At 52.4% G+C, this 13,828-nt stretch carries 6 protein-coding genes, 2 tRNA genes and 3 rRNA genes; 10 read left to right on the top strand and 1 reads right to left on the bottom strand.

The window, feature by feature from the left end; translation table 11 throughout:
• The first annotated feature begins 142 nt into the window (after nt 1-142).
• The 5 genes from ACXUPB_RS11870 to ACXUPB_RS11850 are packed head-to-tail and all read left to right on the top strand — an operon-like array spanning nt 143 to nt 6,988.
• A complete protein-coding gene (locus tag ACXUPB_RS11870) occupies nt 143-1,558 on the top strand; it encodes a cytochrome ubiquinol oxidase subunit I (RefSeq protein WP_472952564.1) in 1,416 nt (471 codons plus the stop codon).
• A gap of 2 nt (nt 1,559-1,560) precedes the next feature.
• Entirely contained in the window at nt 1,561-2,562 is a 1,002-nt protein-coding gene (gene cydB / locus ACXUPB_RS11865) for a cytochrome d ubiquinol oxidase subunit II (protein ID WP_335596321.1), read from the top strand.
• Nucleotides 2,563-2,566: 4 nt separating this feature from the next.
• Entirely contained in the window at nt 2,567-4,243 is a 1,677-nt protein-coding gene (gene cydD, locus ACXUPB_RS11860) for a thiol reductant ABC exporter subunit CydD (protein WP_472952562.1), read from the top strand.
• Entirely contained in the window at nt 4,240-5,946 is a 1,707-nt protein-coding gene (gene cydC / locus ACXUPB_RS11855) for a thiol reductant ABC exporter subunit CydC (RefSeq protein ID WP_472952560.1), read from the top strand. Before cydD ends, cydC begins: the two co-directional genes overlap by 4 nt.
• A gap of 49 nt (nt 5,947-5,995) precedes the next feature.
• Entirely contained in the window at nt 5,996-6,988 is a 993-nt protein-coding gene (locus ACXUPB_RS11850) for an adenosine deaminase (protein WP_472952558.1), read from the top strand.
• Between the two features lie 78 nt (nt 6,989-7,066).
• Here the strand turns inward: ACXUPB_RS11850 and ACXUPB_RS11845 are convergent, their stop codons facing one another.
• Nucleotides 7,067-8,053, bottom strand: a complete 987-nt coding sequence (locus tag ACXUPB_RS11845; protein ID WP_472952556.1) for a cytochrome-c peroxidase — start codon at nt 8,051-8,053, stop codon at nt 7,067-7,069.
• Between the two features lie 459 nt (nt 8,054-8,512).
• Between ACXUPB_RS11845 and ACXUPB_RS11840 the strand changes: the two genes are divergently transcribed.
• The 5 genes from ACXUPB_RS11840 (at nt 8,513) to rrf (ending at nt 13,820) form a co-directional block, all read left to right on the top strand.
• Nucleotides 8,513-10,045, top strand: a 16S ribosomal RNA gene (locus ACXUPB_RS11840).
• An 86-nt stretch (nt 10,046-10,131) separates the two neighbouring features.
• A tRNA-Ile gene (locus ACXUPB_RS11835) sits at nt 10,132-10,208 on the top strand.
• Between the two features lie 116 nt (nt 10,209-10,324).
• Nucleotides 10,325-10,400 (top strand) — tRNA-Ala (locus ACXUPB_RS11830).
• A 232-nt stretch (nt 10,401-10,632) separates the two neighbouring features.
• Nucleotides 10,633-13,524, top strand: a 23S ribosomal RNA gene (locus ACXUPB_RS11825).
• 180 nt (nt 13,525-13,704) lie between these two features.
• Nucleotides 13,705-13,820, top strand: a 5S ribosomal RNA gene (gene rrf, locus ACXUPB_RS11820).
• Together the 16S, 23S and 5S rRNA genes with 2 tRNA genes alongside form the textbook arrangement of a ribosomal RNA operon.
• The last annotated feature ends 8 nt before the right edge of the window (nt 13,821-13,828 follow it).

Raw genomic sequence — 13,828 nt, 5'->3', positions numbered from 1 at the left:
TTAATATATAATATGTTTAAAAAATTAACATAGTTAAGAAATAAGCTTAGTGCTTATAACTAAAAGTGCGCTGTCATTAAGGCGCAACTAAGCTTGTGTTAACTCGTTGATGGAATATCGATTCAGGCCTTAGGAGAGTGAAATGGAACTTGATCCGCTCGTATTATCGCGATTGCAATTTGCATTCGTTGTGTCGTTTCACGCGATCTTCCCGGTGTTTACTATTGGTCTGGCCTCCTACATTGCGCTGCTTCATGGCCTATTCTTCAAGACCAACAATCCAGCTTGGGATCGGCTCTCGCTTTTCTGGACAAAGGTGTTTGCCGTTGTCTTTGGGATGGGAGTCGTCTCAGGTATAGTGATGTCGTTTCAGTTTGGGACTAACTGGAGCAATTTTTCCCTAGCTTCTTCTAACTTCCTCGGTCCCATGTTGAGCTATGAGGTGGTGACAGCTTTCTTCTTGGAAGCCGCTTTCTTAGGCGTGCTCTTGTTTGGTCGAGGTAAGGTGCCTCAAGGGGTGCATCTTTTTGCCTCTATTATGGTGGCGATTGGGACGTTCATTTCCGCTTTTTGGATTTTATCTGCCAACAGTTGGTTGCATACACCAGCAGGCGTTGAGCTGATCGACTTTCGCTTCCATGTTACTTCTTGGCGCGAGGCGATCTTTAACCCGTCATTCCCTTACCGTTTCTTGCATATGGCCGTTGCCTCTTTCTTAACCGGCGGCTTTGTGGTGGCGGGGGTTAGCGCATGGTTCTTGTTACGTGATCGCGATCCAGAGGCAAACCGCCGAGCACTTTCGATGTGCCTTTGGTTGTTGCTTTTTTTAGCCCCCACACAAGCGGTTATTGGCGATTTTCACGGTTTGAATACCTTGGAGCACCAGCCCACGAAGGTTGCAGCGATGGAAGGCCATTGGGAGACAGCTACCAATGTGCCATTGCTTCTTTTTGCCATTCCTGATCAGGAGGCCCAGACCAATCACTTTGCGTTTGGTATTCCTAATCTAGCAAGCCTTATTCTTACTCACTCACCCGACGGTGAGATTCCTGGCATCAGTGAAGCGCCACCGGAAGAGCAGCCGCCTGTCATTATTGTGTTTTGGGCATTCCGTGTAATGGTGGGGATTGGTCTGTTGATGATAGCGGTAGCGTTCGCAGGACTGATCCTGCGCCGCAAGGGGCGTATTTATGAACAGCCACTGTTTTTAAAGACACTCACCGGCATGATTGCGATGCCTTTTGTCGCTGTATTGGCGGGTTGGATTGTCACTGAATCAGGTCGGTCTCCGTGGTTGGTTTACGGCATGATGACCCATGAAGAAGGGCTGACACCTTCATTGACGGGTCCAATGGCGTTATTCACTTTGATTGGTTATGTCTTAGTCTACGGCGTAGTGTTTTATACAGGGGTGTATTACCTCACTCGGGTCGTGCGCAACGGCATGTTACCTGAGGAGCAGGACGCTACGACTGATAATCATTTTAAGCGTCCGATGCGGCCTATGTCGGCTGCCCATACCCCTTATGATGACGACGTTGAACCGGTGAGGAGCTAAACATGGAAATGTTTGATTTGACGTTGATCTGGGCCTTTATCATCGGCTTCGGCATTATGATGTACGTGCTCATGGATGGGTTTGATTTGGGTCTAGGGATTCTTTATCCCTTTGCACCGGATGAAGATGCTCGGGATGTAATGATGAATACGGTGGCGCCGATATGGGACGGTAATGAAACGTGGCTGGTGCTCAGTGGTGCAGGGTTGTTAGGCGCATTTCCGCTGGTTTACTCGGTGTTTTTGCCAGCTTTATACATTGGTGTTTTCTTGATGTTGGCTGGGTTGATCTTCCGAGGTGTTGCTTTCGAGCTTCGCTTTAAGTCCCGGCGTAATCGGCACTGGTGGAATCGCGCATTTTGCTGGGGGTCGGCGATCGCTGCCTTTGCGCAAGGTGCAGTGGTAGGTGCTTATATTCAAGGTTTCCCAGTTGAGAATTTCGCCTATGTGGGCGGGGCATTTGATTGGCTGACACCTTTTTCTGTATTAACCGGCCTTGGCTTAATGGCAGGCTACGCGCTACTTGGAGCTACTTGGCTGATACTTAAATCAGAAGGCCATATTCAAGACTGGGCCTATAAAATTACCCCTATGCTATTGGCGCTTGTGTTAGGGGTTTTCGCGATTATCAGTATTTGGACGCCGTTCGTAAATCCGATGGTGTGGGACCGCTGGTTTGGCAATCTGCAATTGATCTGGATATTCCCTGCGCTGGCATTGCTATCGGCGTTTATGGTTTATCGTTCGGTTAAGCGTCGGGATGAAGGTATTCCTTTTATCGCTACCATTGGTATTTATTTGTTTACCTATTTAGGCTTGATTGTCAGTAAGTGGCCGGTCATTGTGCCCCCGAACTATACATTGTGGGATGCAGCTTCAGCCCCAGAATCGCAACTTTTTTTATTGATTGGCATGCTCTTCGTCATCCCCATCATCCTCGCGTACACCTCTTGGACATATTGGGTGTTCCGCGGCAAGGTGCGTGTAGGCGAGGGATACCACTAAGCGCATGGTAACAACTGATGAGGCGTTCTCTCTTACGCCGCGTAGCTGGCTGAAAACGCTGGCTAGGGGAGAGCGCAAACGCCTGCTGGGCTCTGCTCTTTGCGGTGTGCTGGCCGGTAGTCAAACGGTTGTGGTAGTAGTGGGTCTTGCCTGGCTTATTGATCAGTTGGTAATTCACGACCAGTCGCCAACGTCTTTACTGCCGATATTTTCCCTGCTGGTGGGCTGTGTGCTTTTGCGTGCGGCCTTTCAGTGGGGGCATGAAACACTGAGCTTGGAAGCGAGCCTACGAATACGTCAGCGTGCCAGAGCCCAGTTGCTCGATAAATTATCTGCATTAGGTCCCGTTTGGCTTACCAGTCAGCATAGTGGTTCATTAGCCAGTCAAGTGGTTGAACACATCGATACGCTAGAGGGCTATTTCGCGCGCTTTTACCCTCAGCTGCGTATCACGTTCTGTTTGCCACTGTTGATCTTGGCGGTGGCAGGCTGGCTCGATTACTTGGTGGCGTTTTTCCTGCTACTTTCTGCACCGCTTATTCCGCTTTTTATGGCGTTGGTCGGGATGGGGGCGGAACGCCTTAACCGTGATCAATTCGTTGCGGTATCGCGATTGTCTGCGCATTTTATTGATCGGGTGCGTGGTATGACGACGTTGCAGTTATTTGGACGTACCTCCGCCGCGCATCAGGATGTTTGGTATGCCACCGACGAATATCGGCGTCTGAGTATGCGTACTTTGCGTTTGGCTTTTCTCTCTTCTGCCGTCCTCGAGTTCTTTTCTTCAGTCGCGATTGCAGTGGTGGCCATGTATGTCGGTTTTGGCCTGTTGGGCTATATCGAGTACGGGCCATCTCCGTCACTGACGCTTTTTTCTGGCTTAGCGGTGCTACTGCTCGCTCCCGAGTTTTTCCAGCCTCTTCGTACGCTTTCTCAGCACTACCATGATCGCGCGGCGGCACTCGGTGCTGCCGAAAGTGTCGTGAATATACTTAATCAGCCAAGCTTGGTGAGCGGTCATCGTCATTTGCCTCCGCTGTCGGAAAGATCAGCCATCGAATTAACGGCTGCCTGCGTTGCTTATCCCAGCCGAGGGCAAGTAATAGGCCCGATCAATCTCACTATACAAAAGGGTGAGGTGGTGGCGATTAGCGGTATCTCCGGTAGCGGAAAGTCGACACTGTTGGCGCTGCTGGCGGACTTTATCGACCCCAGTGCGGGAGAGTACAGGCGACAGGTGAATAGCCATTATGCCTGGCTGGATCAGCAGCCTTGTCTCCTGCACGGAAGCTTGATTGATAATCTCCGCTTAGCGGCTCCTGATGCTTCTCGTGAAGAAATGGTTGCAGCGCTTCAGCGCGCAGGTTTTGGGGCTCTTTTAATCCAACTGCCCGAAGGCCTAGATACATTAATTGGTGAGCGTGGAGTTGGACTGTCGGGTGGTCAGGCTCAGCGTTTGGCACTTGCCCGCGTTTATCTCAGTAATGCTCCGCTAGTGCTGTTAGATGAACCCACGGCGAGTTTAGATCAAGAGACAGAGCAGTTCGTTATGGCTGCTTTACTTGAGCTTACGCAAGAGGGGCGCACGCTGGTGATCGCTACTCACCACTCTTCCGTCATCGCCGTTGCCCATCGTCACTTTGCTTTTGAGCAGGGCGAGCTGGTAGAGGTGGTCTCATGATGGGGATTTACCGTGAATTCCGCCCTTGGTTGCTGCTTCTAGTTCGGAGGCGAAAGCGCTTCTTGTTAGGCGCTTTGCTAGTATGGATCACCCTGATGGCAGGACTGGCGCTGCTGGGTCTGTCGGGTTGGTTTATTACTGCCAGCGCGTTGACAGGGATCGCGCTATCCTTAGGCCTTCCAGCGCGACTGGATGTTTATGTTCCCGGCGGTGGCATTCGTTTTTTCGCCTTGGCGCGTACCATCGCCCGTTATGTTGAGCGGCTGTACAACCATAATACGGTGTTAACGCTACTGGCTGACTTGCGGTATCGGGTATTTGGCTATTTAACCTACTTCGACGATGCCCGCTTGCACGGTGAGCGTGCCAGTGACTGGCTAAGCCGGTTAACGGCGGATATCGACACACTGGATAACTTTTATCTCCGGCTCTTGGTGCCACCGTCAGTTGCGCTTTTGGGTGTGGTGGCCGTTTCGCTTTTTGTGGCTATCTGGTTGCCCGGTGTTGCTGTTCTGATGGCGCTGACACTAGGTGTGCTTTGGCTAGTGGCAACACTTTTGGCTGCTGTTTGGGGATTTTCGCAAAGCTATCAGCAGGTGGTTGATCAGCAGTCGCTACGCCGTTTAGTGGTTGACCAAGTGCAGGCCTCGGCTGAGTTGACGAGCTACCAAACGGCCGATTGGCACCGTACAATTATCGCCAGTCAAGAGCAGCGGGCGTTTAGCAACTTGCGCCAGTTAGGGCGCAAGACAGCGCTATTAAATTGCTTAGTAAGTGTGGGTAGTGGCGTCTTGGTAGTCGCAGTCGTGTGGTTTGCTAGCCTTGTGTTCAGCCAGCAATTGGTGGCGGGACCTATTTTGGTGATGGTTGCATTAATAGCTCTTGGGGCGAATGAGGCGTTTATGACGTTACCTGCCAGCTTTCAAAAGCTGGGCGCGAGTTATGCTGCGGTTCAGCGTTTAAATGAATTAGCCGATGTTCCAACGGCAAGTAAGACCTCTGCTACTCTGCCAGAAGGGCGCGGCCTAGATATTCAGGCGAATCAGCTCACCCTGCGCTATGCCCAGACATTAGAGCCCGCGTTAAGTAAGGTTGAGTTTCACCTGCCCGCCGGAAAGCGAGCGGTGATTACCGGCAACTCTGGAGCTGGTAAATCGTCTTTAGCCAGCCTGTTGATGGGGCGCTTAAAAGCGACTCAGGGAGAGGTGATGGTTGGCCAGGTGCCATCGCTGCAACTTTCGACCGAAAGCCGCGCTCATCACTTTGCCATGCTCACCCAGCAAGTAGACCTTTTTGATGCTTCTATAGTTGAAAATTTGCGCATTGCTAACCCTACCGCTAGCGATGTCATGCTTTGGGAGGTTTTGAGGGCGGTAGCGATGGACAGTTGGGTTGAGCAGTTGCCAAAAGGTTTGGCGACAGCGGTGGGGGAGAAAGGTCATCAGCTCTCAGGTGGTCAAGGCAGGCGTTTAGCTCTAGCGCGCCTGATGCTAGGTAACCCTCAAGTCGTTATTCTAGACGAGCCGTTTGCTGGTGTTGATTCAGCGACAGCTAAGCACATTGCGGCCTCTCTGGATAAATGGCTGATTAACCGAACGGCTATCTTCTTTGTTCATCAAGTGAGTTCGCTAAATCTATTGCCGGGGATCAAATACCATTGGCATCTAGATGCCGGTAAACTTAGCCAATGCCCGCTGAAATAATCGATAATGAATGACATTAAGTAATTGATAAGGCAGCTAGGAGCCCTCTATGCACGAATTTTTACGCGACCTTCCCAAAGTAGAGCTCCATTTGCACATCGAAGGCTCATTGGAACCAGAATTAATGTTTGCGCTAGCGCAGCGCAATGGAATTGAGTTGCCCTATACGACAGTTCAAGAAGCCAAAGATGCTTATCACTTCAACGATCTGCAGGGGTTCCTGAATCTCTATTTTCAGGGCATGAGCGTGCTGCGTAACGAGGAAGACTTTTACGACCTGGCGATGGACTATTTTAAGCGTGCGCGGGGGGAAGGTGTTGTTCATATCGACATGCATTTTGACCCCCAGGCGCATCTGCAACGTGGAGTTCCCCTTGAGGTGGTCATGGAGGGATTATTAAAAGCCAAGCAGGAAGCCGAGGAGACACTTGATCTCTCTATCGGCATGATTATGGCTTTTCTGCGCGATCGTCCTGCAGATGAGGCATTGCATGTACTTGAACAAGCCGCTCCCTATTGGAAAATGCTGGATGCTATCGGTCTGGATAGTGCTGAACAGAATAATCCCCCGGTAAAATTTGCTGAGGTGTTTAAGCGTGCCAAGCAGCTTGGGCTTGTGCGCGTGGCTCATGCGGGGGAGGAAGGCCCCGCAGAGTATATTAAAGAAGCTTTGGATGTGCTTGATGTGCAGCGCATTGATCATGGAGTGCGCTGTTTAGAAAGTGATGAAGTAGTTGAGCGTTTGCGCAGCCAGCAGGTTGTTCTAACGGTTTGCCCGCTCTCAAACGTCAGCTTAAAGGTAGTCGAGGATTTGCGTGATCATCCCCTGCCCAGGCTTTTGGCAAAAGGGCTGAAAGTGACCATTAGCTCGGATGACCCCGCCTATTTTGGTGGTGGTATGCTGACCAATCACATTGCTTGCGCCGAGGCGTTTGGTTGGGATGAGGCGGTTTTTCGTCAGCTAACCCGCAATGCTATCGAAGAAGCTTTTGCTACTCCAAAGCGTCGCGAAGAGCTGCTGGCTCGCTTAGCCGTAGTGTAATGTTTCACCGCCTGGTGGAATGACCAGGCGGTTGCTCTTGCTAGGGCGATAGTTTGCGTGTCGGTTTAGAACAGTAGTTCAGGGTAGAGCGGGTACGTCAAAATCAGGCATTTCACCGGTTAGTGTATGAAGGAACGCGGTAATATCACTAATGGTGTCATCATCAAATTCCCGCCCGAGCATTTCTTTGCCCATTATAGCGACCGCTTCTTCCAGTGTTTCAGTCGCACCGTTATTCATATACGGATAGGTCACCGCCACATTGCGCAGCGTAGGCGTCCTGAAACGGTACTTATCGCTCTCTTCTTCGGTGACTACGTAACGACCTAAATCGGTTGAGCCTGGAACCTGAATCGCATGAAATTGGCTATCGGTTAAGGCAGGGCCGCGATGGCAAGCGATACAGCCATTATCAACAAAAGCCACCATGCCGTCTTTGGCTTGCTGGTTAATTGCCTCTAAATCACCGTGTAGGTAACGATCAAAAGGTGAGTTGGGTGTATTGAGCGTACGCTGGAAAGCGGCCAACGCGTGGGCCAGATTATCATCGGTGATAGGTTCTTCTTGATCAGGATAGGCGGCGTTGAATTTTTCCTGATAGAGCTCGAATCCCACCAGCCGCTCCAGGGCCATTTCCAGATCCATCGCCATTTCTACAGGTGCTTCAATAGGGCCTAGTGCTTGGCCTTCTAAATCAGGCTCACGGCCATCCCAAAACTGTGCCCCTAAAAAGCCACTGTTCAACACGGTGGGGGTGTTACGTTCACCGACCTGCCCATCGTGACCAACAGCGCGAGGAATTCGGTCAGCCCAACCAAGCGCTGGATTGTGGCAGGTGGCACAGCTGATAACGCCACTCGACGAGATGCGTGGTTCAAAGAACAGCATGTTGCCGAGTTCTACCTTCTCTTCTGTTAATGAGTTGTCCGCAGGGATTGGCGGCAGGTAAGGCAGTGCCTCGAAGCGTTGGCGGTAATTTTCCAAGCCATCGTCAGCCATGGCTACGCTTGCAGCAAGAAAGCTGCTGGCCGCCAGTGCGGGTAGTAAGGTGGCTTTTACGGTCATGTTTAATCTCCCTCGCTTTTATAATCGGCATTTTGGGCTTCGTGCGAAGAGCCCAACGTCCACTGTCTGTAAGCTTATGGGAGAAGGGGGTAGCCGTTTTGACCCAGATCATATCTTGCGTTGCTTTATGGCGCGTGCATTGTGAGCCCTAATCTTTAACGACTTTTAGTAATAAATGTTCAAATCGCTGTTGACCCTAGCGGTGAATCGGGTAGTATACGCACACGTCAACGGGGCACGGCCTCATCGACTGGCTCTTTAACAATTTGATCAGGTAATTCATGTGGGCGCTTGCTGACGTTGGTGACAAATCACCGAATATCAAGGCAAGCGACTCAAGCAATAAGGTTTTAAAGGATTCGTCCTTTGGGATCTGTTTTGAATGAATTCGTTTGAACCTTGAGCCAAGTTTGGTTCGCTTCTGTTGCTTCGGTGACAGGCAAGAACCGCATAGATCTTAAACTGAAGAGTTTGATCATGGCTCAGATTGAACGCTGGCGGCAGGCCTAACACATGCAAGTCGAGCGGTAACAGATCCAGCTTGCTGGATGCTGACGAGCGGCGGACGGGTGAGTAATGCATAGGAATCTGCCCGGTAGTGGGGGATAACCTGGGGAAATCCAGGCTAATACCGCATACGTCCTACGGGAGAAAGGGGGCTTCGGCTCCCGCTATCGGATGAGCCTATGCCGGATTAGCTGGTTGGTGAGGTAACGGCTCACCAAGGCGACGATCCGTAGCTGGTCTGAGAGGATGATCAGCCACATCGGGACTGAGACACGGCCCGAACTCCTACGGGAGGCAGCAGTGGGGAATATTGGACAATGGGGGCAACCCTGATCCAGCCATGCCGCGTGTGTGAAGAAGGCCCTCGGGTTGTAAAGCACTTTCAGCGAGGAAGAACGCCTATCGGTTAATACCCGGTAGGAAAGACATCACTCGCAGAAGAAGCACCGGCTAACTCCGTGCCAGCAGCCGCGGTAATACGGAGGGTGCGAGCGTTAATCGGAATTACTGGGCGTAAAGCGCGCGTAGGCGGCGTGATAAGCCGGTTGTGAAAGCCCCGGGCTCAACCTGGGAACGGCATCCGGAACTGTCACGCTAGAGTGCAGGAGAGGAAGGTAGAATTCCCGGTGTAGCGGTGAAATGCGTAGAGATCGGGAGGAATACCAGTGGCGAAGGCGGCCTTCTGGACTGACACTGACGCTGAGGTGCGAAAGCGTGGGTAGCAAACAGGATTAGATACCCTGGTAGTCCACGCCGTAAACGATGTCGACCAGCCGTTGGGTGCCTTGAGCACTTTGTGGCGAAGTTAACGCGATAAGTCGACCGCCTGGGGAGTACGGCCGCAAGGTTAAAACTCAAATGAATTGACGGGGGCCCGCACAAGCGGTGGAGCATGTGGTTTAATTCGATGCAACGCGAAGAACCTTACCTACCCTTGACATCCTGCGAACCCGGAAGAGATTCCGGGGTGCCTTCGGGAACGCAGAGACAGGTGCTGCATGGCTGTCGTCAGCTCGTGTTGTGAAATGTTGGGTTAAGTCCCGTAACGAGCGCAACCCTTGTCCTTATTTGCCAGCGCGTAATGGCGGGAACTCTAAGGAGACTGCCGGTGACAAACCGGAGGAAGGTGGGGACGACGTCAAGTCATCATGGCCCTTACGGGTAGGGCTACACACGTGCTACAATGGCCGGTACAAAGGGCGGCGAGCTCGCGAGAGTCAGCGAATCCCTTAAAGCCGGTCTCAGTCCGGATCGGAGTCTGCAACTCGACTCCGTGAAGTCGGAATCGCTAGTAATCGTGCATCAGAATGGCACGGTGAATACGTTCCCGGGCCTTGTACACACCGCCCGTCACACCATGGGAGTGGACTGCACCAGAAGTGGTTAGCCTAACTTTGGAGGGCGATCACCACGGTGTGGTTCATGACTGGGGTGAAGTCGTAACAAGGTAGCCGTAGGGGAACCTGCGGCTGGATCACCTCCTTAATCGATGCATCCGCCTCGCGGCAAGCGCTCACAATGAATTACCTGATCAAGTGATAGAGCAAACGGTTTACGCAAGATCCCCTCTTGGGTCTGTAGCTCAGTTGGTTAGAGCGCACCCCTGATAAGGGTGAGGTCGGCAGTTCAAGTCTGCCCAGACCCACCAAATTTTATCTATCGCTGCGTTATTTTATGACTCGCATAGCAGGCTATGCGTCGCCATAAAACGCCTTGCGATAAATAAAATTGGCCAGAGGTGAGTGTGACTAAGAGTGACTAGATGGGGCCATAGCTCAGCTGGGAGAGCGCCTGCCTTGCACGCAGGAGGTCAGCGGTTCGATCCCGCTTGGCTCCACCATTACGTACTATTGTCTTTACCTTAGATACCGTTTGTTATTGTTTCGTGACCATTGATAAGCCGCACGCCAGGCGTCGTCTTATCACTGTTCATTGAACAGTCGCTCTTTAACAATGTATATCATGCTGACAGGAACGTGGTGACACGTTCCGACGTAATTGTTTTGTGATACGTCTCAAGCGTATCCGGCAATCGTTGTCATTGCGAGATTCCAGACTCCTTCGGGTTATAGGGTCAAGCAATGAAGCGCACACGGTGGATGCCTAGGCAGCCAGAGGCGATGAAAGACGTGGAAGCCTGCGATAAGGCTCGGCGAGGTGGCAAACAACCTGTGACCCGGGCATTTCTGAATGGGGAAACCCACTCAGCACAAGCTGAGTATCTTGCGCTGAATATATAGGCGTGAGAGGCGAACCAGGGGAACTGAAACATCTAAGTACCCTGAGGAAAAGAAATCAACCGAGATTCCCCCAGTAGCGGCGAGCGACCGGGGAGCAGCCCTTAAGCGTGTGACCGATTAGGCGAACGAGCTGGGAAGCTCGGCCGTAGCGGGTGATAGCCCCGTAGTCGAAAATCTGATCACGTGAAATCGAGTAGGTCGGGGCACGAGAAACCTTGACTGAAGACGGGGGGACCATCCTCCAAGGCTAAATACTCCTGGCTGACCGATAGTGAACCAGTACCGTGAGGGAAAGGCGAAAAGAACCCCGGAGAGGGGAGTGAAATAGATCCTGAAACCGTGTGCGTACAAGCAGTGGGAGCAGACTCGTTCTGTGACCGCGTACCTTTTGTATAATGGGTCAGCGACTTATTTTCAGTGGCGAGGTTAACCGTATAGGGGAGCCGTAGGGAAACCGAGTCTTAACTGGGCGCACCAGTCGCTGGAAATAGACCCGAAACCGGGCGATCTATCCATGAGCAGGGTGAAGATTGAGTAACATCAATTGGAGGCCCGAACCAGGATCTGTTGAAAAAGATTTGGATGACTTGTGGATCGGAGTGAAAGGCTAATCAAGCCCGGAGATAGCTGGTTCTCCTCGAAAGCTATTTAGGTAGCGCCTCACGTATCACCACCGGGGGTAGAGCACTGTTTCGGCTAGGGGGTCATCCCGACTTACCAACCCGAGGCAAACTCCGAATACCGGTGAGTGCCAGCGTGGGAGACACACAGCGGGTGCTAACGTCCGTTGTGAAAAGGGAAACAACCCAGACCGTCAGCTAAGGTCCCCAAATCCTGGTTAAGTGGGAAACGATGTGGGAAGGCTCAGACAGCTAGGAGGTTGGCTTAGAAGCAGCCATCCTTTAAAGAAAGCGTAATAGCTCACTAGTCGAGTCGGCCTGCGCGGAAGATGTAACGGGGCTAAACCAGGTACCGAAGCTACGGGTTCATTCTTAGGAATGAGCGGTAGAGGAGCGTCGTGTAAGCCGATGAAGGTGGATCGAGAGGTCTGCTGGAGGTATCACGAGTGCGAATGCTGACATGAGTAACGATAAAGGGAGTGAAAAACTCCCTCGCCGGAAGACCAAGGGTTTCTGTTCGATGCTAATCAGAGCAGAGTGAGTCGGCCCCTAAGGCGAGGCCGAAAGGCGTAGTCGATGGGAAACGGGTCAATATTCCCGTACCGGACATGATTGCGATGGGGGGACGGAGAAGGCTAGGTGAGCCAGGCGTTGGTAGTCCTGGTGAAAGTGAGTAGGCTGAGGAATCAGGCAAATCCGGTTCCTCAAGGCCGAGACACGAGACGAACAGCCCACGGGCTGGAAGTCACTGATGCCACGCTTCCAGGAAAAGCCTCTAAGCACCAGATCATGTGCGACCGTACCCCAAACCGACACAGGTGGTCAGGGTGAGAATCCCAAGGCGCTTGAGAGAACTCGGGTGAAGGAACTAGGCAAAATGGTGCCGTAACTTCGGGAGAAGGCACGCCGGCGTATCGTGAGAGCCCTCGCGGCTTCAGCGAGAACCGGTCGAAGATACCAGGTGGCTGCAACTGTTTAGTAAAAACACAGCACTCTGCTAACGCGCAAGCGGACGTATAGGGTGTGACGCCTGCCCGGTGCCGGAAGGTTAAGTGATGGTGTTAGGATTCGTCCGAAGCTCTTGATCGAAGCCCCGGTAAACGGCGGCCGTAACTATAACGGTCCTAAGGTAGCGAAATTCCTTGTCGGGTAAGTTCCGACCTGCACGAATGGCGTAATGATGGCCACGCTGTCTCCACCCGAGACTCAGTGAAATTGAAATCGCCGTGAAGATGCGGTGTACCCGCGGCTAGACGGAAAGACCCCGTGAACCTTTACTATAGCTTCACACTGGACGCTGTTGTTGCCTGTGTAGGATAGCTGGGAGGCTTGGAACTTTGGACGCCAGTTCAAAGGGAGCCGACCTTGAAATACCAGCCTGGCATCATTGGCGTTCTCACTTGGGTCCCTGATCGGGATCGAGGACAGTGTGTGGTGGGTAGTTTGACTGGGGCGGTCTCCTCCCAAAGCGTAACGGAGGAGCACGAAGGTACCCTCAGCACGGTCGGACATCGTGCAATGAGTGCAAGAGCATAAGGGTGCTTGACTGCGAGACAGACACGTCGAGCAGGTGCGAAAGCAGGTTCTAGTGATCCGGTGGTTCTGTATGGAAGGGCCATCGCTCAACGGATAAAAGGTACTCCGGGGATAACAGGCTGATACCGCCCAAGAGTTCACATCGACGGCGGTGTTTGGCACCTCGATGTCGGCTCATCACATCCTGGGGCTGAAGTCGGTCCCAAGGGTATGGCTGTTCGCCATTTAAAGTGGTACGCGAGCTGGGTTTAGAACGTCGTGAGACAGTTCGGTCCCTATCTGCCGTGGGCGTTGGATGTTTGAGAAGGGCTGCTCCTAGTACGAGAGGACCGGAGTGGACGCACCTCTGGTGTTCCGGTTGTCACGCCAGTGGCATTGCCGGGTAGCTATGTGCGGACGGGATAACCGCTGAAAGCATCTAAGCGGGAAGCCCCCTTCAAGATGAGACATCCCCGAGGCCTCGAGCCTCCTGAAGGGCCCAGCGAGACCAGCTGGTTGATAGGCACGGTGTGGAAGCGCTGCAAGGCGTTGAGCTAACGTGTACTAATGGCCCGTGAGGCTTGACCCTATAACACCCAAGGGGTCTGGTCGTGATGATGACGTTAAGGTTGAGAGATCAACAGAAAGCCGGATACGCAGCGTGTGGCCCAGGCAATAGACTGCCAGGGCGGCAGGCAGTAAGACGCTCACAAATGAGTGAATAACGATCTCGTTATTAACGAGTCAGCATGATATACCGCCAGTTACGCCTGACGACCATAGCACGCGTGAACCACCTGATCCCTTGCCGAACTCAGCAGTGAAACCGCTTAGCGCCGATGGTAGTGTGGGGTCTCCCCATGCGAGAGTAGGTCATCGTCAGGCACCTATAC

Source organism: Vreelandella sp. DA03-1M (assembly GCF_055725665.1).
Note: the sequence above shows the minus strand (reverse complement) of the source record. Positions and strands in the feature narration are given on the sequence as shown.

Bases quoted from the DNA above. Each gene is read 5' to 3' on its own strand.
- ACXUPB_RS11850 (WP_472952558.1), top strand. From the start codon at position 5,996: ATGCACGAATTTTTACGCGACCTTCCCAAAGTAGAGCTCCATTTGCAC.
- ACXUPB_RS11845 (WP_472952556.1), bottom strand. From the start codon at position 8,053: ATGACCGTAAAAGCCACCTTACTACCCGCACTGGCGGCCAGCAGCTTT.
- cydC (WP_472952560.1), top strand. From the start codon at position 4,240: ATGATGGGGATTTACCGTGAATTCCGCCCTTGGTTGCTGCTTCTAGTT.
- ACXUPB_RS11870 (WP_472952564.1), top strand. From the start codon at position 143: ATGGAACTTGATCCGCTCGTATTATCGCGATTGCAATTTGCATTCGTT.
- cydB (WP_335596321.1), top strand. From the start codon at position 1,561: ATGGAAATGTTTGATTTGACGTTGATCTGGGCCTTTATCATCGGCTTC.
- cydD (WP_472952562.1), top strand. From the start codon at position 2,567: ATGGTAACAACTGATGAGGCGTTCTCTCTTACGCCGCGTAGCTGGCTG.